At 39.1% G+C, this 19,353-nt stretch carries 17 protein-coding genes, 1 rRNA gene and 3 pseudogenes; 12 read left to right on the plus strand and 9 right to left on the minus strand.

Annotated elements, in window-relative coordinates; translation table 11 throughout:
- Window positions 1-137: 137 nt before the first annotated feature.
- A pseudogene (locus tag AA974_RS08310) lies at window positions 138-257 on the plus strand (hypothetical protein); the annotation flags it as partial.
- A complete protein-coding gene (locus tag AA974_RS08150; protein WP_230380969.1) occupies window positions 208-390 on the plus strand; it encodes a hypothetical protein in 183 nt (60 codons plus the stop codon). The pseudogene AA974_RS08310 and the gene AA974_RS08150, both read left to right, overlap by 50 nt.
- A gap of 436 nt (window positions 391-826) precedes the next feature.
- On the opposite strand, the gene AA974_RS07360 is transcribed toward AA974_RS08150, so the two are convergent.
- Window positions 827-1,447: a hypothetical protein gene (locus AA974_RS07360; RefSeq protein WP_064434012.1), complete on the minus strand. Its 621-nt coding sequence runs from the start codon at window positions 1,445-1,447 to the stop codon at window positions 827-829.
- Window positions 1,448-1,548: 101 nt separating this feature from the next.
- Here AA974_RS07360 and AA974_RS07365 point away from each other — a divergent pair, with 101 nt between their 5' ends.
- The 8 genes from AA974_RS07365 to AA974_RS07400 all read left to right on the plus strand — a co-directional run bounded on the left by AA974_RS07365 (window position 1,549) and on the right by AA974_RS07400 (window position 9,793).
- A complete protein-coding gene (locus AA974_RS07365; RefSeq protein ID WP_064434013.1) occupies window positions 1,549-1,815 on the plus strand; it encodes an RNA-binding S4 domain-containing protein in 267 nt (88 codons plus the stop codon).
- 18 nt (window positions 1,816-1,833) lie between these two features.
- Window positions 1,834-4,596 carry an isoleucine--tRNA ligase gene (ileS, locus tag AA974_RS07370; protein WP_064434014.1) on the plus strand — a complete coding sequence of 921 codons (2,763 nt, stop codon included), beginning with the start codon at window positions 1,834-1,836 and terminating at the stop codon, window positions 4,594-4,596.
- Window positions 4,597-4,612: 16 nt separating this feature from the next.
- Window positions 4,613-5,527, plus strand: a complete 915-nt coding sequence (locus AA974_RS07375; RefSeq protein WP_064434015.1) for a CpaF/VirB11 family protein — start codon at window positions 4,613-4,615, stop codon at window positions 5,525-5,527.
- Window positions 5,528-6,832 (plus strand): flagellar protein export ATPase FliI, encoded by a 1,305-nt coding sequence (fliI, locus tag AA974_RS07380; protein ID WP_050836269.1) that lies wholly within the window; start codon window positions 5,528-5,530, stop codon window positions 6,830-6,832.
- A 10-nt stretch (window positions 6,833-6,842) separates the two neighbouring features.
- Window positions 6,843-7,109 carry a flagellar biosynthesis protein FliQ gene (gene fliQ, locus AA974_RS07385; protein ID WP_064434016.1) on the plus strand — a complete coding sequence of 89 codons (267 nt, stop codon included), beginning with the start codon at window positions 6,843-6,845 and terminating at the stop codon, window positions 7,107-7,109.
- A gap of 3 nt (window positions 7,110-7,112) precedes the next feature.
- On the plus strand, window positions 7,113-7,892 hold the full coding sequence (locus AA974_RS07390) for a UDP-N-acetylmuramate dehydrogenase (RefSeq protein WP_064434017.1): 780 nt from the start codon (window positions 7,113-7,115) through the stop codon (window positions 7,890-7,892).
- A gap of 370 nt (window positions 7,893-8,262) precedes the next feature.
- A complete protein-coding gene (locus AA974_RS07395; protein ID WP_064434018.1) occupies window positions 8,263-9,198 on the plus strand; it encodes a DNA cytosine methyltransferase in 936 nt (311 codons plus the stop codon).
- Window positions 9,179-9,793, plus strand: coding sequence for a ThaI family type II restriction endonuclease (locus AA974_RS07400; RefSeq protein WP_064434019.1), 615 nt, complete (start codon window positions 9,179-9,181; stop codon window positions 9,791-9,793). Before AA974_RS07395 ends, AA974_RS07400 begins: the two co-directional genes overlap by 20 nt.
- Window positions 9,794-10,111: 318 nt before the next feature.
- On the opposite strand, the gene AA974_RS07410 is transcribed toward AA974_RS07400, so the two are convergent.
- The 3 genes from AA974_RS07410 to rsfS are packed head-to-tail and all read right to left on the minus strand — an operon-like array spanning window position 10,112 to window position 12,462.
- Window positions 10,112-11,215, minus strand: a complete 1,104-nt coding sequence (locus AA974_RS07410) for a glycosyltransferase family 8 protein (protein WP_064434021.1) — start codon at window positions 11,213-11,215, stop codon at window positions 10,112-10,114.
- A gap of 4 nt (window positions 11,216-11,219) precedes the next feature.
- Window positions 11,220-12,068, minus strand: coding sequence for a tRNA (adenosine(37)-N6)-dimethylallyltransferase MiaA (miaA, locus tag AA974_RS07415; RefSeq protein ID WP_230380970.1), 849 nt, complete (start codon window positions 12,066-12,068; stop codon window positions 11,220-11,222).
- 52 nt (window positions 12,069-12,120) lie between these two features.
- Complete coding sequence (rsfS, locus tag AA974_RS07420; protein ID WP_064434023.1) at window positions 12,121-12,462, minus strand: ribosome silencing factor; 342 nt, start codon at window positions 12,460-12,462, stop codon at window positions 12,121-12,123.
- 58 nt (window positions 12,463-12,520) lie between these two features.
- Here rsfS and queF point away from each other — a divergent pair, with 58 nt between their 5' ends.
- Window positions 12,521-12,967, plus strand: a complete 447-nt coding sequence (gene queF, locus AA974_RS07425; protein ID WP_064434024.1) for a preQ(1) synthase — start codon at window positions 12,521-12,523, stop codon at window positions 12,965-12,967.
- A 222-nt stretch (window positions 12,968-13,189) separates the two neighbouring features.
- On the opposite strand, the gene AA974_RS07430 is transcribed toward queF, so the two are convergent.
- Window positions 13,190-14,693, minus strand: a 16S ribosomal RNA gene (locus AA974_RS07430).
- 541 nt (window positions 14,694-15,234) lie between these two features.
- Here AA974_RS07430 and hopJ point away from each other — a divergent pair.
- On the plus strand, window positions 15,235-16,338 hold the full coding sequence (hopJ, locus tag AA974_RS07435; protein WP_064434025.1) for a Hop family outer membrane protein HopJ/HopK: 1,104 nt from the start codon (window positions 15,235-15,237) through the stop codon (window positions 16,336-16,338).
- Here hopJ and AA974_RS07440 read toward each other — a convergent pair.
- From AA974_RS07440 to AA974_RS08335, 4 genes and pseudogenes are all read right to left on the minus strand, one after another.
- Window positions 16,335-16,601 carry a hypothetical protein gene (locus AA974_RS07440; protein ID WP_064434026.1) on the minus strand — a complete coding sequence of 89 codons (267 nt, stop codon included), beginning with the start codon at window positions 16,599-16,601 and terminating at the stop codon, window positions 16,335-16,337. The genes hopJ and AA974_RS07440 overlap by 4 nt on opposite strands.
- Window positions 16,602-16,612: 11 nt before the next feature.
- Window positions 16,613-17,016, minus strand: a pseudogene (locus AA974_RS08315) (putative barnase/colicin E5 family endoribonuclease); the annotation flags it as partial.
- Between the two features lie 144 nt (window positions 17,017-17,160).
- Window positions 17,161-18,625 (minus strand): annotated as a pseudogene (locus tag AA974_RS08325) (DUF3519 domain-containing protein); the annotation flags it as partial.
- 13 nt (window positions 18,626-18,638) lie between these two features.
- A complete protein-coding gene (locus tag AA974_RS08335) occupies window positions 18,639-19,235 on the minus strand; it encodes a putative barnase/colicin E5 family endoribonuclease (RefSeq protein WP_412767738.1) in 597 nt (198 codons plus the stop codon).
- Window positions 19,236-19,353 lie beyond the last annotated feature (118 nt).

Below are 19,353 nucleotides of genomic sequence, written 5' to 3' on the forward strand. Positions count from 1 at the left end.
GTAATCCAAAATTTAGGGAATACGGATTAAAAATTAGCGTTAAAATTCCTTTCATTAACAATTAATTAGAATTTATATTGTAGAATAAAATCCTAGCTAGTGAGCTAGAATTTAAATTTTTAATCAAAGGAGTCATCATGGCACACCATGAAGAACAACACGGCGGTCACCACCACCACCACCATCACACACACCACCACCACTATCATGGCGGTGAACACCACCATCACCACCACAGCTCTCATCATGAAGAAGGTTGTTGTAGCACTAGCGATAGCCATCATCAAGAAGAAGGTTGTTGCCACGGGCATCACGAGTAATATCGGTGTGGCCAGAGGCAACTTGACTAGGGTTGTCTCTGGTTTTGACTTCAAAAGGCAATTATTCTAATCAAATCCATTAAATCCAATCAAACCACCGCAACATGCTTGATTCTTATCGTTACAAACGCTCATTAACACTCATCAATGCCTATGAAAAGGAATTTCTTATCCAACAATATTGTTAAGACTTTTAATTTAAGCTTCAATACTTTACAACATTCAAAATATTAAAACAATTTTTCAATCAAGGAAAGAATGCGCAAGTTACCCCCCTGTTAAGATTAAAAAACGGGTTTTGGCGTTAGGGGAGGGTTTTAATACTCCTATAAAGCGGGTAATTGCATGGAAAAAGAAAAATACCAACCATAACTTATTTGGAATAACGGCTTATAGGAAGTCCTGTTTCTTCGTTCCAATTGGATAGGGATAGCAAAAACTAAAAATATTGTTTAGCATTTTTTAACATTTTAATACCAACGCTCCATAAAACAAAGCCTTGCGCTTTATTGTTCCAACCCCCACGAATCTTTAAAAGAAGCGTTTTTAAGCTTTAAATTCAAGCTTCCCTCAATCCATTGGGTATTAGCCCCCTTTTCGTTATTGTCAAATAAAAACACCCCTAAAAACCCTCTAGGGGTTTTAATCAGGCTCAATTCCACGCTAGGAAGAATGACTTTGCTATCAGGTTTGACTTCAAAGGCCAGGAAAAAAGGGCGGTTGTTTTTGAAATCATAGCCATTTTTGGTGTATGAATAACCAGGAGCGCTCTGCAAGATGCCTTTTTGAGTTTCCACACTAAAAGAATCCAAGTAATAAAACCCAGGCTCTAGCTTGAACGATTGGGGTTTGGCTAAAGCGTAGCGGTTTTTCCATAAAAGCATGAAGCGCTCACTCCCTAGCATGAATAAAGGCCCCCTAGGGTCTTTGAGTTTTGCTTTAGGGTTTTTTTTAAGCGCTTCATTGTGTTTGGCGACAACTTCTCTATCCACTTTGCGCCAATAAGTGTGCACGCTTTGGCCTTGATGAGCGATATAAAGATTCACCAAACCAGAATGATGGCCTTTAGGGGGTAAGCAAGAGGCCAAAAAAAGAGCGGCTAACAAACTCACGATTTGAAACTTCAAACAAATTCCTTAAAAAGAGTGGTGGCTGAATGCTAACATGCTAAAACTAAAACCCTTATAAGTTATGGATAAAAACTTAAAGAATAGGGTAAAATAAACGCATGCGAATAGACAAATTTTTACAATCAGTGGGTTTAGTGAAGCGGCGCGTTTTAGCGACAGATATGTGCAACGTGGGGGCGGTGTGGCTCAATGGGAGTTGCGCCAAGCCCAGTAAAGAAGTGAAAGCGGGCGATGCGATTAGCTTGCACTATTTAAAAGGGATAGAAGAATACACGATTTTACAAATCCCCACTTTAAAAAATGTGCCACGAAAAGACACGCACCTTTATATCGCTCCTAAAACAAACAAGATAAAAGATCAATAAAAGACCAAGGATCAATCAGTGAAAGAATACAAAGACACCCTAAATTTAAACACAACCACCTTTTCTATGAAAGGGAATTTGGGCGTTAATGAGCCTAAAACTTACGCTAAATGGCAAGAACAACAAGCGTTTAAACGCATGCAGGATAGGAAAGATAACCATGGGGATTTCACTTTGCATGACGGGCCGCCTTATGCGAACGGGCATTTGCATTTAGGGCATGCCTTAAATAAAATTTTAAAAGACATTGTCGTTAAAAGGGAATATTTTAAAGGGAAGAAAATCTATTACACGCCCGGTTGGGATTGCCACGGCTTGCCCATTGAGCAGCAAATTTTAGAGCAATTAGAAAAAGAAAAGACAAGCCTAGAAAACCCCACGCTGTTTAGAGAAAAATGCCGAGATCATGCGAAAAAGTTTTTAGAAATCCAAAAGAATGAATTTTTGCAATTAGGCGTTTTGGGGGATTTTGAAGATCCTTATAAAACCATGGATTTTAAATTTGAAGCGAGCATTTATAGGGCTTTAGTGGAAGTGGCTAAAAAAGGGCTTTTGAAAGAGCGCCATAAGCCTATTTATTGGAGTTATGCATGCGAGAGTGCTTTAGCGGAAGCTGAAGTGGAATACAAGATGAAAAAATCGCCTTCCATTTTCGTGGCGTTTGGTTTGAAAAAGGAGGGTTTAGAAAAATTAAAAGTCAAAAAAGCGAGCTTGGTGATTTGGACGACCACGCCTTGGACTTTGTATGCGAATGTGGCGATCGCTTTGAAAAAAGACGCCATTTATACGCTCACGAAAAAAGGCTATTTAGTCGCTAAAGCCTTGCATGAAAAGTTAGCCGCTTTAGGGGTGGTGGATAGTGAGATCGCGCATGAATTTAACGCTAATGATTTAGAGTATTTAGTGGCTACAAACCCGTTAAACCAAAGGGATTCATTAGTGATTTTAGGCGAGCATGTGAGTTTAGAAGATGGCACAGGAGCCGTGCATACCGCACCAGGGCATGGTGAAGAGGACTATTATTTAGGCTTAAAATACCATTTAGAAGTGTTGATGTCTGTAGATGAAAAGGGTTGCTATGATGAGGGCATTATCCATAAGAAATTATTAGATGAAAGCTATCTGGGTGAGCATGTTTTCAAAGCCCAAAAACGCATTATTGAGCAATTGGGCGATTCTTTATTACTAGAGCAAGAGATTGAGCATTCCTACCCGCATTGCTGGAGGACGCACAAGCCTGTGATTTATCGAGCGACCACGCAATGGTTTATTTTAATGGATGAGCCTTTTATCCAAAATGATGGCTCTCAAAAAACCTTAAGAGAAGTGGCTTTGAATGCGATTGAAAAGGTGGAATTTGTGCCAAGCAGCGGGAAAAACCGCCTAAAAACCATGATAGAAAACCGCCCTGATTGGTGCTTGAGTAGGCAAAGAAAATGGGGCGTGCCGCTCGCTTTTTTCATAGACAAACGCGTAAATAAGCCTTGTTTTGAAAGCGAAGTTTTAGAGCATGCAGCCAATCTTTTTGAAAAAAAAGGTTGTGATGTGTGGTGGGAGTATAGCGTGAAAGATTTATTGCCCCCTAGCTATCAAGATAACGCCACGCATTATGAGAAAGTCATGCACATTTTGGATGTGTGGTTTGATAGCGGCAGCACCTTTAAGGCGGTTTTAGAAGATTATCATGGAGAAAAAGGGCAAAGCCCTAGCGATGTGGTTTTAGAAGGGAGCGATCAGCATAGGGGGTGGTTTCAAAGCTCGCTTCTAATCGGTTGCATTTTAAACAACCAAGCCCCTTTTAAAAAGATCATTACGCATGGCTTTATCGTAGATGAAAAGGGCGAGAAAATGAGTAAATCTAAGGGCAATGTGGTGTCTTTGGATAACTTACTCAAAAAGCATGGGAGCGATGTGGTGCGTTTGTGGGTAGCGTTTAATGACTATCAAAACGATTTGAGAGTCTCTCAAACCTTTTTCGCTCAAACAGAACAGCATTATAAAAAATTCCGCAACACTTTGAAATTCTTACTCGCTAATTTTAGCGATATGGATCTTAAGAATTTAGAACGCTCCCATAACTTCAGCCCTTTAGATCACTTTATACTAGAGACTTTAGAAACCATAAGCGTTGGAGTCAATAGCGTGTTTGATGAGCATGATTTTGTGAAAGGCTTGAATATTTTAATGGCGTTTGTTACCAATGAATTGAGCGGGATTTATTTAGACGCTTGTAAGGATAGCTTGTATTGCGATAGCAAAAATAATGAAAAACGCCAAGCCATTCAAATGGTCTTACTCGCTGTGGCTAGTCAATTGTGCTACTTTTTAGCCCCGATTTTAACGCACACGATTGAAGAAGTTTTAGAGCATAGTCAAGCACTCCGCATTTTTTTACAAGCCAAAGATGTGTTTGATTTAAAAGGCATTAGCGTTTCAGAAAAACTCCACCTTAAAGAGTGTAAAAAACCAGAAAATTTTGAAGCCGTTTTAGCCTTGCGTTCTGCCTTTAATGAAGAGTTAGACCGATTGAAAAAAGAGGGCGTAGTTAAAAATTCATTGGAATGCGCTATTGAAGTGAAAGAAAAAGCGTTGTGTGAAAATTTAGTAGAAGAATTGCTGATGGTAAGCTTTGTAGGGATTGCAAAAGAAAAATTAAGCGAAACGCCAGCATTCACGCTCTTTAAAGCCCCCTTTTATAAATGCCCTAGGTGTTGGCGTTTTAAAAGCGAGCTAGAAAACACCCCTTGCAAGCGTTGCGAACAGGTTTTAAAAGAGCGATGATAAAAGGATAGGGCTTTTGGAAACTTTACAAACCCATAGAGTTTTACAAGCCCTAATTGGCCATTTCACCCCTTTTTTAGAAAGCGGGATCACAGAGCTGATGATCAATACCGAGCAGGAGCTTTGGCTTTATAAAACCAATAACACACGAGAAAAAAGAGAGCATGCACTTTTTGATAAAGCGTTTTTGCTGAGATTTTGCGAGCAATTGGCTGGTTTTAGGGGGTTGTTTTTTGATGAAGAGCACCCCACTTTAAATTGCTCTATCCCTTTCACGCGCTATAGGGTGAGCGCGAATCACTTTAGCATCACTACGAACCATCAAATCACGCTCAATATCCGTGTGCCTAGGCTTAAGCCCTTAAGGTTAGACGATTTCACTTTCAAAGCAAGCGATCCAAAAGGTTTGAAAGATTTAGTGCTTAAAGGGCATAACATTCTCATTAGTGGGGAGACTTCAAGTGGCAAAACAAGCTTATTAAACGCTCTTTTAGATTGTGTCAATAAAGATGAAAGGGTGGTGAGCGTTGAAGACAGCCAAGAATTGGACTTAAAAGCGTTTCATAATTGCGTGGGGCTTTTAGTGGGCAAGCAAGAAAGCACGCGCTTTAGTTATGAAGACGCTTTGAATATGGCCATGAGGCTCAACCCGGATAGGCTTATTGTGGGCGAGATTGACACCAGGAATGCAGCGCTATTCTTGCGTTTAGGAAACACCGGGCATAAGGGAATGCTCTCAACCATTCACGCCAATAGCGCTCAAAACACTTTAGAAGCCCTTTCACTGAATTTAAGCATGCGATATACGCATTCTTTAGATAAGGACTTAATGCGGGCGTATTTTAAGAGCGCGATTGATGTGATCGTGCATGTGAATAGAATCAATAATGAGCGCCAAATCACTGAAGTCTTATGGACCAAAGAGCTTTAAATGCCCCTAAAATCCTTAAAAAACCGCTTGAATCAGCATTTTGATCTATCGCCTCGCTACGGGAGCGTGAAAAAAATCATGCCCAATATCGTTTACGCGGATGGTTTTAACCCGTCTGTGGGCGATGTGGTGAAGATTGAAAAAAGCGATGGCACTGAATGCGTGGGAATGGTGGTGGTGGCAGAAAAAGAGCAGTTTGGTTTCACGCCCTTTAACTTTATAGAGGGGGCTAGGGCTGGCGATAAGGTGCTGTTTTTAAAAGAGGGGTTGAATTTCCCTGTGGGCCGTAATCTTTTAGGGAGGGTGCTTAACCCTTTAGGGCAAGTTATTGACAATAAGGGGGCACTAGATTATGAGCGATTGGCTCCTGTGATTACAACGCCTATAGCCCCTTTAAAAAGAGGCTTGATTGATGAGGTTTTTAGCGTGGGAGTGAAGAGCATTGATGGGCTTTTGACTTGCGGTAAGGGGCAAAAACTGGGCATTTTTGCCGGCTCTGGGGTGGGTAAATCCACGCTAATGGGCATGATCACTAGGGGTTGCTTAGCGCCCATTAAAGTGATCGCTTTGATTGGGGAAAGGGGCAGAGAAATCCCTGAATTTATAGAGAAAAACTTAAAAGGGGATTTAAGCTCTTGCGTTCTGGTGGTCGCTACGAGCGATGATAGCCCTTTAATGCGCAAATACGGGGCTTTTTGCGCGATGAGCGTGGCGGAGTATTTTAAAAACCAAGGGCTAGATGTGTTATTCATCATGGATTCAGTGACTCGTTTCGCTATGGCTCAAAGAGAAATCGGTTTAGCATTAGGTGAACCGCCCACTTCCAAAGGCTACCCCCCATCCGCACTTTCCTTATTGCCTCAATTAATGGAGAGGGCGGGCAAGGAAGAAAATAAGGGGAGCATTACGGCTTTTTTTAGCGTGCTAGTGGAGGGCGATGATTTGAGCGATCCCATAGCCGATCAGGCCAGGAGTATTTTAGACGGGCATATTGTCTTAAGCAGGGAATTAACCGATTATGGGATCTACCCGCCCATCAATATTTTAAACTCCGCATCAAGGGTGGCTAAAGACATCATCAGTGAGTCTCAAAATCTTCATGCGAGAAAATTCCGCCGTTTGTATGCGTTATTGAAAGAAAATGAAATGCTCATTCGCATCGGCTCTTATCAAATGGGGAACGATAAAGAGCTTGATGAAGCGATTAAGAAAAAGGCTCTAATGGAGCAATTTTTAGCACAAGATGAAAACGCTTTACAGCCTTTTGAAACAAGCTTTCAGCAATTAGAAGAAATCTTAAGATAAAAGGAATATAATGGAATCACAACTCATGAAACTCGCCATTGAGACTTATAAAATCACTTTGATGATTTCTTTACCGGTATTATTAGCGGGCTTAGTGGTGGGGCTATTAGTCAGTATTTTTCAAGCGACCACTCAAATCAATGAAATGACTTTGTCTTTTGTGCCTAAGATTTTAGCCGTGATTGGGGTGCTGATTTTAACCATGCCGTGGATGATTAACATGCTTTTAGACTACACCAAAACCTTAATCAAACTCATTCCTAAAATCATAGGCTAAAAAATGCTAGAAACAACCATTGATTTTTCTCGTTACAGCAGCGTGAAAATCGGCGTGCCTTTAAAAGTGAGTGTTTTAGAAAACGATAATGAAATTTCTCAAGAACACCAAATTATAGGTTTAGCGAACAACCTTTTAATCGCTCCTAGCGCGAAAAATCTCGCTTTATTAGGCAAGAATTACGATTATATTTGCGATAAGGGCGCATGCATTGAAATAGGGGGAGCGGTCAACTCGTCTAAAATTTTTAATTATTTTAGGGCGAATGATTTAGGGGGTTTGGAGTTTTTAGGGCAATTGCCTGGCACTTTAGGGGCGTTAGTTAAAATGAATGCCGGCATGAAAGAATTTGAAATAAAAAATGTTTTAGAAAGCGCTTGCGTTAATAACCAATGGCTAGAGAGTGAAGCGCTAGGATTAGATTATCGCAGCAGCAAATTCAATGGCGTTGTTTTAAGAGCGAGGTTTAAAAAAACGCATGGCTTTAGAGAAGGGGTTTTAAAAGCGTGTAAAAGCATGCGCAAAAGCCACCCCAAATTGCCTAATTTTGGGAGCTGTTTCAAAAACCCGCCTAACGATTATGCCGGCAGGCTTTTAGAGGGCGTGGGCTTAAGGGGTTATCGCTTAAAAAGAGTGGGCTTTGCCAAAGAGCATGCGAATTTTTTAGTGAATTTGGGGGGCGCAGAATTTGAAGAAGCCCTAGATCTGATAGAACTCGCCAAAATGAGAGTGTTACAAGAATACGGCATTCATTTAGAAGAAGAAGTGAAAATTTTAAGGTAGGGTTGAAAAGCTTTATTTGAAATTTTATAACCAACACTCCATTAAAATAGAATTAAAAATAAAAACTATAACCCACTAAACAAAAGGTTAATGCTAGATAGGGAAAGGGCTAACCGAAAACATGGTTTTTAAGATATATGGATTTAAGAGATTGTTTTCAGTAAGTCTTTTTTGAGTGTTTAGATAGTTTTTGATTCCACCTTTTAACTTTCTTAGCAATAGTGCTTGATAAAGCAATAGGCACAGCAACTTGCTCATTATATTTGAGTGTGTGTCAAAATATATGGTTTTGAAATGAAGTTTTCGCACTCAATCAGATTAAAATAAACCCATGATAGAATATAGAGAAATTTTATACAAGGATTATTGATTGGAATTTACAATCACTTCTTTATTTAGTGGGTGCGGAGGATTGGATTTGGGATTTTGTGGAGGGTTTGACTTTTTAAATCGGTACTATGCTAAAAATCCCTTTAAGATAATTTATGCTAATGATTTGGATAAAAATGCTGTTTTAACCTATCAAAAGAACCTTAACGCACATATTGAATGCAAAGATGTTAAGGAAGTTGATTTTGATAAATTGATGCCCACTGATATTGTTTTGGGTGGTTTTCCTTGTCAAGATTTCAGTTTTGCCGGCAAAAGAAAGGGGTTAAAAAGTGAAAGGGGACGACTTTATGAGAGCATGATTAGATGCGTAAAAGATTTAAAGCCTAAGATTTTTCTTGCTGAAAATGTAAAAGGTCTTTTAAATATTGATAATGGAAACACTTTTAGAAAGATTTTGGATAGCTTTAAAGACTTAGGCTATATGGTTAATTTTGCATGTTTGAAAGTAAGCGATTTTGGAGTATCACAATTAAGAGAGCGAGTCATTATGGTAGGCGTTAATGAAAGTTGCTTTAAAGAGCCTTTTAGTTTTAAAATATTAAAGAAAAGTCATGCCCCTTTTGTGTATGAAATATTGAAAGATTTGGAAAACTTAACAGAAGGGGCTATGCCTAATCATTTTTACTCTAAGGCTAAACGCAATAAAGGACAAGGCAATAATGCTATTAACAAAGATACCTACGCTCCTACTATGCGAGCCGAACATCATGGCAATATTGAATACCACTATAATAATCATAGGCGTTTGAGCGCAAGAGAAGCTGCACGCATTCAAAGTTTCCCAGATAATTTTATTTTTTACCCTAGCACCTCATCAGCTTATAGGCAAATTGGCAACGCTGTGCCACCTGTCTTTGCATGGCATTTAGCACAAGGAATAAAGGAATTTTTATATGCAAACATTGTTCAATGATGAGAGAATGATATTAAAAATACAAGAAAAATTACCTTATTTATTTCAGCTTGTAGAAAGTGAAAATAGTAGGGATGGTAAATTAGGAATGGAGATTGGTTCAGCGAGAGAAAGGGTAATTATTGCTCTTATGCTTTATTATTTTGGTAAAGAGAATGTGCAAACTGATTTAGCTATCACGCAAAAAGAGATAGATGTAATTGTTTTAAATAAACCTTATTCTATTAAAACCGCTCAAACATTGAACGGCTTTAAGCTAATATGGGCTACTGATGCTTTAAAAATACAAGAATTTATAGAGAGTTACAAACCAAATACAGGCATTTTATTTGTGCATGTTTGTTGGGGAAAAGAGGGAGGGTTTTACTATATTCCTAGTGCTATACAACAAGGAGTTTTAACAACTAAAAGTAAAGAATTTTATTTTAAACTTCCTAAAAGTGGGACAAATTCTAGGGGAGTGGAAATTTCAAAATTAGCCTTATTGGAATGTATTGCTCACAAAGACACGCTAAGAATTCCTATTTTTTGGGAACGCACAAATAACTTAAAACATTCTCCATATGATAAATATTTAGAGCTATGGCAATCCTAAAATCCTTATGTTATTCTTAATAAACTCTAAGAATTTTTGGGGTATCAAGAGCTTTAGAACATTAAAAAATCATCGTAGGCATGAAAGCTTTTTTATGAATCACTGATGCTATAAAAATAGGAAGGCTTTGTTCTAATTGGGTGTTGATTATAAAAGAGCTTGATTTTAATTTTAATTATGCAATAACTTTTTAAAAGCATTCTTAGGAGATTAGGGTATCGCAAAATATCCCCTATATCCCCATAAGTTTGCATAATACTATAAAATAAAATGACGCTTTTTGCAAAGAATTTTAAAAATTTCATCGTTTTTTATCCTTTAAGAGAGTTTGAAAACTTTTTTCAAAATATTTTTTATTCTAAAATAAAAATAATTTCTAATCGTTTGCGATCGGATGTGGGTTTTAAAAGAGTGCATTTGTTGGTCTTTAGCCATTTTGAGGCGTTCTTTAAAAAAATCGTTTTTAAAAGGGGTGTGAAAAAGGTTTGCAAGCCAAAAACCCGCTTCAGCTTCATAGCAAATCAAACGCCCGTTTAAAGAACTGACAGAATGCCAAGGCTTGTATTTGATGAAATGGAGCATGATGATGTTTTTATCGTAGTGCTGGTTGAAAAAGTCAGAATAGCAATTATAATCAATAGGCAATTCCAAAACGCGCTCCCAAAACACCATATTAATTAAACACTGCTCAGGGTAGAAAAGATCTTTCCCCCTAATCTTTAGAAATTCCAAGGCGGTCTTTTCAAACCCGTCTTGGCGCCACAAATCTAAATTCGCTACCAAAAAGCCCATGTTAAAGCCTTGATGGATGCGTTTCAATTCGTTTGGGCTAAAGCGCGAAAAATCAATTTTAAAACGCTTGCAAGCGTGCTCGCAAAAACGACAGAACTCTTCAAAAGGAAGATGGGAAAAAGTGTCTCTCACCATGCCAAGCGATTTAGTGGGGTCATTATCCAGTGCAAAATAAGCGCTTGCAACATCGCCCAAAAACACCGTATCCGTATCTATAGAAATGATTTTAGAATAGTTAGGGAAGAGTGAAGCGAGCAAGAGTCGGCACAAAATGAGAAGCCCGCCATAACGCTTGGAGCAAGACTCATTGAGATAGCTTTCTATGGAATGATCTAACGAATGGATATTGATAAACTCTAATGAAGCGAATTCTTTAAAAGGCTCAATGGTTTTTAAAAGCTTGTTTTGTTGCTCTAAAGTGACTCCTTTAATCAAACAATGGATTTGATACACGATGTTAGCGGGGTGAAGTTTGTTGCTTTGGTTTAGGGGGCTAAAATCTATCGCGCTTGTGTGCCTGCTCGCATGTGAAAGTAAAGAATAAAGGCTCACGCTAGCCCCTAGCGCATAATTCTTATCAAAACTCATAAAAATAGGGATAATTTGATTTTGCGGGGTTTGCGTATCCATGAGATTATCCTTTAATACCGCTTTTTGAGTGTTTTAAAATCGCATGCCTAACTTCTTTAACGCTTCCTGTGTAAAGGTTATTGAATTGGGTTTTATTGAAAGTGTTTTGGCGCTTGGCTAGTTTGATGGTGTTAGAAACAATCGTTTCTTCTAGCTCCTTTAAAGTGAGTTGTTTTTCTAAATAAAGAACGCTCTCTTTAACGCCTATGGCTTTAAAAGGCTGTGAATCTTTAGGGTATTGAGTATAAAGGGCTTTGATTTCTTCTATAAGGCCACAATCAAGCATGTTTTTGGTGCGCTGTTTGATGTTGTTTGCAAGCGCGTTTTTTTCAATATGAAGAGCGAATAATGAGACGGCATGCTCAAAGGGTTTTTTAGGGTTAGCCTTAAAATACTCGCTTGGGGGCGTGTGGGTGGAATAAAAAATTTCTAAAGCCTTATGGATGCGGTAAGTGTCGTTTGGATGGATTTTAAAAGCCATGTTAGGGTCAATGGATTTTAAAAACGCATAAGGGTTAGCAAGAGAGCTGATTTCTCGCTCTATTTTTACAACCTCCTCACCGCTAAGTTTTGGCATGCCGCTCAAACCTTCTAAAATGGATTTGAGGTAAAAACTGCTCCCCCCCACAATGAGTAAAACCTCTTTAGAAGACACTCTCATGGCGTCCTCTAAAAGGGTTTTAAAAAGAGAGGCGTTATTTTTTTCATCAATGTTAAGGTAATCTAGGGCGTAATGCTGGATATTTTTTCGCTCTTTTAGGCTGGGTTTAGCCGAAGCGATATTAATGTCTTTATAAATACTCAAAGAATCCAAAGAAAAGATTTCAGCGTCCAACTCTTGGGCTAATTCAATGGAAAGAGTGCTTTTCCCGCTCCCGCTAGGCCCTAGAAGCGCGATGAGTTTCTTAGGCGTTTTGATAAGAAATCTCCCTTTTATAATTGTTCAAAAACCCTTCTAAGTCAAATTTTTTACGGCATTCTTCGGTGAAAAGATGGATCATCAAATCCCCTAAATCCAAAATGATCCATTCTTCATTAGACTCATCTATCTGGTAAAAGACTTCGCCTAAAGGCTTAAGGGTGTTTTTAAGCGCATCCAATAAAGAAAGGGCATGCTTATTCGCTAGCGTGGTAGCGATAATGACATCTTCTACTAAATAGGGGGTTTGAGACAAATCAATATGCGTAATATCAAAAGCCTTTTTTTCATCTAATAAAGCCGTAATCATTTCTATGCGTTTGTTCATGAGTTTCCTAAAAAATGGGTTAAAATAGCCTTATTATAACTTAAATCAAGGAAGATTAATGACCCCTGAATCAAACCTCAAATCCTTAGGCGCTAAAACGCCTTATATTTTTGAATACAACAGCCAGTTATTAGAAGCTTTCCCTAACCCAAACCCCAATTTAGACCCCCTAATCGCTTTAGAATGCAAGGAATTTACAAGCCTTTGCCCAATCACCTCCCAGCCGGATTTTGGCGTGATTTATATCCGCTATATCCCTAAAGATAAAATGGTAGAAAGCAAGTCTCTAAAACTCTATTTGTTCAGTTACAGAAACCATGGGAGTTTTCATGAGAGTTGCATCAATACGATATTACTGGATTTAGTCAAATTGCTAGAGCCAAAGTATTTGGAAGTGTATGGGGATTTTGTTTCTAGGGGCGGGATTGCGATTAAGCCCTTTGTGAATTATGCGATCAAAGAATACCAAGAATTTAAAGAAAAACGCCTTTTGAATGCGAAATAATGTGCTAAAGAAGGGTTTAAGATTAAAGCCGTTCCAAATTAAACGGACAAATTAGTTTTTTAAAAAATCCAACACAACAACCAAAAACCAATAAAAATAAAGGAGATAACAAATAAGACAAAAAGAATAAGCCCAATCTTTCAAAACTAAGCAACAAGAAGTTCTTTTGTCAGGTAATACTCTTAGGCTTTTAATAAACAAATATTAAAAGCTTTTCTCTAGAAAGGAGGTGATCCAACCGCAGGTTCACCTACGGTTACCTTGTTACGACTTCACCCCAGTCGCTGTGTGTGCCGTGGGCAGTAGCCAATTTAGCATCCTGACTTAAGGCAAACACAACTCCCATGGTGTGACGGGCGGTGAGTACAAGACCCGGGAACGTATTCACCGCAACATGGCTGATTTGCGATTACTAGCGATTCCAGCTTCATGCAGGCGAGTTGCAGCCTACAATCCGAACTGAGAGGCGTTTTGAAGATTGGCTCCACTTCGCAGTATTGCTTCTCTTTGTGCACCCCATTGTAGCACGTGTGTAGCCCTAGGCGTAAGGGCCATGATGACTTGACGTCGTCCCCACCTTCCTCCTCCTTACGGAGGCAGTATCCTTAGAGTTCTCAGCATAACCTGTTAGCAACTAAGAAAGGGGGTTGCGCTCGTTGCGGGACTTAACCCAACATCTCACGACACGAGCTGACGACAGCCGTGCAGCACCTGTTTTCAAGGTCTAGCAAGCTAGACACTCCACTATTTCTAGCGGATTCTCTCAATGTCAAGCCTAGGTAAGGTTCTTCGTGTATCTTCGAATTAAACCACATGCTCCACCGCTTGTGCGGGTCCCCGTCTATTCCTTTGAGTTTTAATCTTGCGACCGTACTCCCCAGGCGGGATGCTTAATGCGTTAGCTGCATTACTGGAGAGACTAAGCCCTCCAACAACTAGCATCCATCGTTTAGGGCGTGGACTACCAGGGTATCTAATCCTGTTTGCTCCCCACGCTTTCGCGCAATCAGCGTCAGTAATGTTCCAGCAGGTCGCCTTCGCAATGAGTATTCCTCTTGATCTCTACGGATTTTACCCCTACACCAAGAATTCCACCTACCTCTCCCACACTCTAGAATAGTAGTTTCAAATGCAGTTCTATGGTTAAGCCATAGGATTTCACACCTGACTGACTATCCCGCCTACGCGCTCTTTACGCCCAGTGATTCCGAGTAACGCTTGCACCCTCCGTATTACCGCGGCTGCTGGCACGGAGTTAGCCGGTGCTTATTCGTTAGATACCGTCATTATCTTCTCTAACAAAAGGAGTTTACAATCCTAAAACCTTCATCCTCCACGCGGCGTTGCTGCTTCAGGGTTTCCCCCATTGAGCAATATTCCCTACTGCTGCCTCCCGTAGGAGTCTGGACCGTGTCTCAGTTCCAGTGTGTCCGTTCACCCTCTCAGGCCGGATACCCGTCATAGCCTTGGTAAGCCATTACCTTACCAACAAGCTGATAGGACATAGGCTGATCTCTTAGCGATAAATCTTTCCCCCGTAGGGAGTATCTGGTATTAATCATCGTTTCCAATGGCTATCCCAAACTAAGAGGCACATAACCTATGCGTTACTCACCCGTGCGCCACTAATTGGCATTCTAGCAAGCTAGAAGCTTCATCGTTCGACTTGCATGTATTAGGCACGCCGCCAGCGTTCACTCTGAGCCAGGATCAAACTCTCCATAAAAGTGTTTGTCCTAAAGCTCTTTTGTTTTTTGATAGGCTGTTGTTATTTCCAACAACAGCTTTAGCGTATCACAAGAACTCGTTTTATACTTTATTGCTTATTGCTTTATTGAATAAAACGGGTTGTGTTCTTAAGTATTACAACAACAAAACAGAAAGAAACTTTTTAAAAGGTTTAGCCAAACGCTAACCTAAAAATACTCTCATGCCATTCAATCATTAATATAAATAATCACGGATAACAATCCAATTACCATCAATGATATTGAACGATATTGAATAACACTGGTTGGATAAGAATTCCTCATAAAAGAACAAGAGTTATTGAAACTCTCACTCTTTCCAATCAGCTATCCTTAAATCAATCATTTTAGAATATCCCTTTAAAAAGAACTTCTATCAATTTGCTTAGTTTTCAAAGATCGTTTGCTTTAATCAGCTATCCTTGTAAGTTGTCAAGTGGCTTTTAAAAGCCCTTGCTGAAACAAGGAAATGAAAGTATAGTCATACAAAGCTTAAGGTTTGCTTAAATAGGATCAACCATGCAAAAAACCTTGTTTTCTTTATTCTTACCTTTATCTTTACTTTTATCTTTTTGTATTGCTGAAGAAAATGGGGCGTATGCGAGCGTGGGTTTTGAATATTCTATCAGCCATGCCGTCCAACACAATAACCCTTTTTTGAATCAAGAACGCATCCAAGTTATTTCTAACGCTCAAAATCAAATCTATAAACTCAATCAAGTCAAAAATGAAATCACAAGCATGCCCAAAACCTTTACCTACATCAACAACAATTTGAAAAACAACTCTAAATTAACCCCTACTGAAATCCAAGCTGAGAAATACTACCTCCAATCCACCTTTCAAAATATTGGAAAAATAGTCGCGCTTAGCGGTGGCACTCCGTCTAACCCCAAATTAGTCCAAGCGTTAGAAGACATGCAAAAACCCACCACCAACCCTTTAGAATTTGAAGAAAACTTAAAAAATTTAGAATTGCAATTCACCCAATCTCAAAACAACCTGCTTTCTTCTTTATCTTCTCAAATCGCTGGAATTTCCAATTCCTTAAACGCGCTTGATCCTAACTCTTATTCTAAAAACATTTCAAGCATGTATGGGGTCACTTTGAATGTGGGTTATAAGCATTTCTTTACCAAGAAAAAAAATCAAGGGTTCCGCTATTACTTGTTCTATGACTATGGTTACACGAATTTTGGTTTTGTGGGTAATGGCTTCAATGGTTTAGGCAAGATGAATAACCACCTCTATGGGCTTGGAATAGACTATCTGTATAATTTCATTGATAACGCCAAAAAACATTCTAGCGTGGGTTTTTATGCGGGTTTTGCTTTAGCGGGGAGTTCGTGGGTAGGGAGTGGTTTGAGCATGTGGGTGAGTGAAACGGGTTATATCAACAATTACTTGACGGGTTATCAAGCTAAAATGCACACGAGTTTTTTTCAAATCCCTTTGAATTTTGGGGTTCGTGTGAATGTGGATAGGCATAACGGCTTTGAAATGGGCTTAAAAATCCCTTTAGCGGTAAATTCTTTTTATGAAACGCATGGTAAAGGGTTAAACACCTCTCTCTTTTTTAAACGCCTTGTCATGTTTAATGTGAGTTATGTCTATAGTTTTTAGGGGGGTTTACTTGAAATTTCTAACCATTTAATGCTTTCCTTCAAGCTCTCATCAATTCCGTTAGCGTTTTTGAAAAAATCCATGCTAATTAAAACTTCTAAAATCCTTACCATTCCCTTAAAGCTTAAACTGACCTTCTTTTTCCATAGCGTAGCGTTATTCAAAACGCTTTCAAGCTCTCTTAATAACTCGTTTGTGGTTGCTTTAATAGCTGGTATTTCTTTAGCACTAATCTCTGGGTTTGGTAAATTAGGGCAATTCATTTTTTATCTCCTTGACTGGTTAGGCTTTCTTTGATAGGATTGTTTTCTGTAGGGTTTAAGGCACTATAGTTGCTATTGCCTTTGTAATCGTTAGAAAGTGGCGACCGGGTTTCTAACTCCCTTAATACTTTTTCATCTTTCTCATAGCTAGTAACTATCAAGCGGTTTTTTAAATCATTACCAAACCATTGATTATTTAATCCTACTTTTATATCATTCAATTGAACGCTAACGCGTCCTAAATCGTCTTTAAATGGCGTTCCCTTCTCAATGACTTCAGGGATAGATTTTAATAATTCATCCGTTCTTTCTTTGATTTGTTCTTGACTAAGTCCTAATCTTGTGTATTGTTTTTCTCTCTTTTCTAATATATATGTTCTAACCCGTAGCCTTCTTTTCCGCCCTTACCCCACACTAAATCAATATCCCCTAAACCCTGCTTATAAAACGCGCCTCCAACATGACCGCTTCTGGTTTCTAATAATTTATTGATCGCTCCTAAACCATCGCCCTTAAACTCGCTGTAATTCTTTCCCCATTCTTTAGGTATAGCTTCCTCTTTTAAAAACTTCTCATAAGCGTTAAACTTGTTTTCTAGCTCGGGTAATAAGTTTAATAACTGCTCGGCTCTCCTTAGAGCTTTTGCCGCTTTCTATGGCGTATTTAATGGAATCAAACACATTGATTTGGCTAATGGGCTTACTGGTGCCTGCAAAAATATCGGCGGCGTTTTCTATCATTCTGTCTTTGGCTTGTTTTAAAAACTCGTAAAACTGCGCGCTAGGGTTTTCAAGGCGTAAAAAGCGGGCAAAAGAGCTCCCTAACAATTGGCTTATCACGCTCTGATAAGTATCTTTGTTTTCTTTAATGAAAGCGTTCATGCCGTTACTATCGGTCGTCTTGACTAAATAGTCAATATCATGCGCTAATTTAGCGAAATTATCGGCTCTGTTCCCGCTTTCAAGCATTTTTGCGGTGGTGTCTAGAGCATCGGTTAGATAAGGTGAAATCGTGAAATTTTTAAGCGTGGTGTCGTTGTTTAAATTGTGGAAATTCGCGCTGTTGTTCGCAAACATTTCCTTAAACGCTTTAAACTGCTCTCTGTCTAAATTCTTATAAGCGTTATCAAACACTTCTAAAAAGCTGTTATTAGGGGTGTTGGTAGCGTAACGGCTTAAAAGGGAAAGGTTAGCGTTTTCTACTTGGGTGTGGCTTGGGATTTTAGCGTCTCTTTCCAACACTCTTGCAACCTGATTGGCTAAATTCTCCACGCTGTCGCTTTCAAATTGGGGCGGTAAATGCTTCAATTTGTCGTTATAACTGCTCATCGCACTTAAAAGCGTATCGCTGAAGCTATTCGCTCGGTTCTCGTTAGACTTGCTCGCTGATTTAAAAATCTCTTTATCGTTTAATTCCTGCTCTGGCATTCTCACTAACAATTCATCAGGCTTTAATTTAACATTGAAATTTTCTTTAACGGCTTGTTCGTATTTTTTTCGGCTTTCAGCGTTAAAGTTTAGCATGCCTTGGGTTCTGTGATTGCCTGCGATAACTTGCCCGTCTTGTAGGATAATTGGCAAATCATCAAAACCCCCTCGCCCTATTATCAATTTAGGATCAAAGCGCTCGGCTATCTCTTCTACCTTCTTGCTATCCACTGCGGTGCGCGTTTGCGTGCCTGTGTTTTTGAAATTGGGCTTCAAATCGCTCTTATTGACGATGACAAACTTTAAGGGGTGTGTATTTCATCATCGTTTAGGCTAACGCTTGATTTAGGGACGTTTTCTAGCTCTTTAAAGGGTATGTTTTCGCTTTTAGTTATTTCTCGGTCTAATTCGCTTTTCCCTATCGTGGCGTTTTTTTTCACTCTGATTTGAGCGTTTAGTTCGGCTTGTTCTTTATCTTTGATTTTTTGCAAGCGTTCTTTTTTTTCTTTGGCTAATCGTTCGCTCTCTAGTTTCTTTTGTATTCTCTAGTTGGCTTTTTTCTAAAATAGATAAGGGTTGTTCTTGACTGGTTAAAGGGATTTCTATATCATTAATCTATCTTGGGGTTTAAAGAAGAAAAGTTATAACCCCCATCTTTAATAATCTCGCTAGGGTGCGAAAACTTAGCCTGTTCCCTAAGGTTTGGAATTCTCATTTCATAACTTGTAACCACAAACTTATTATTGAGCTTTTCAGCATCCCATGCTTGTCTTAAAGCCACTAACATGCCTTTGTAAGTAACATCCACTCCGTTACCACTCTTGTTTATTTCTGCCTTACCATTTTCTAACACTTCAGGAATAGCCTTAATAACATTTATAGCTCTTTGTTCGGCTTGCTCTTGTGTCAAACCTTTTTGAATGTATCTTTCAGTCCTTCTCTGTAAAATGCGCTTTAATCCTAATTCATCATTCCCCCACACAAAATCAATCCCTCCTAAATCCTCCCTATACGCTGCACCTGCGACTTGTCCGTTTTTCTCTTGTAATAGCTTCTCTAACACTTCTTGTGGTTTTAAGGCAAATTCTGCGTAATTCTTACCGAACTCTTTTAAAGGCGTTATAGCGTCTTGCAACGCTTTCTCTTGCTTATTAATGTTTTCCTTAGCGCTTTTAACGCCGTTTGTGATCTCTTCAATCTTTCGCATCGTAGCGTTAGAAAACTTGGAATTTTTAGCGCTTAATTCTAGGCTTTTTGTAAAGTCGCTTATCGTGTGGCTTCTTTCTAGCGCTCTTTGTATGTGGTATTTTAAGGCTGCGCCTGCG

It is taken from the genome of Helicobacter pylori, from assembly GCF_001653475.1.
GTDB classification, from domain to species: Bacteria; Campylobacterota; Campylobacteria; order Campylobacterales; family Helicobacteraceae; genus Helicobacter; species Helicobacter pylori_CM.

Excerpts from the sequence above, each read along its gene's own strand:
- AA974_RS07365 (WP_064434013.1), top strand. The coding sequence starts at position 1,549 with ATGCGAATAGACAAATTTTTACAATCAGTGGGTTTAGTGAAGCGGCGC.
- rsfS (WP_064434023.1), bottom strand. The coding sequence starts at position 12,462 with ATGAACAAACGCATAGAAATGATTACGGCTTTATTAGATGAAAAAAAG.
- hopJ (WP_064434025.1), top strand. The coding sequence starts at position 15,235 with ATGCAAAAAACCTTGTTTTCTTTATTCTTACCTTTATCTTTACTTTTA.
- AA974_RS07400 (WP_064434019.1), top strand. The coding sequence starts at position 9,179 with ATGCAAACATTGTTCAATGATGAGAGAATGATATTAAAAATACAAGAA.
- fliQ (WP_064434016.1), top strand. The coding sequence starts at position 6,843 with ATGGAATCACAACTCATGAAACTCGCCATTGAGACTTATAAAATCACT.
- queF (WP_064434024.1), top strand. The coding sequence starts at position 12,521 with ATGACCCCTGAATCAAACCTCAAATCCTTAGGCGCTAAAACGCCTTAT.
- AA974_RS07440 (WP_064434026.1), bottom strand. The coding sequence starts at position 16,601 with ATGAATTGCCCTAATTTACCAAACCCAGAGATTAGTGCTAAAGAAATA.
- AA974_RS08150 (WP_230380969.1), top strand. The coding sequence starts at position 208 with ATGGCGGTGAACACCACCATCACCACCACAGCTCTCATCATGAAGAAG.
- AA974_RS07390 (WP_064434017.1), top strand. The coding sequence starts at position 7,113 with ATGCTAGAAACAACCATTGATTTTTCTCGTTACAGCAGCGTGAAAATC.
- AA974_RS07410 (WP_064434021.1), bottom strand. The coding sequence starts at position 11,215 with ATGGATACGCAAACCCCGCAAAATCAAATTATCCCTATTTTTATGAGT.
- fliI (WP_050836269.1), top strand. The coding sequence starts at position 5,528 with ATGCCCCTAAAATCCTTAAAAAACCGCTTGAATCAGCATTTTGATCTA.
- AA974_RS08335 (WP_412767738.1), bottom strand. The coding sequence starts at position 19,235 with ATGCGAAAGATTGAAGAGATCACAAACGGCGTTAAAAGCGCTAAGGAA.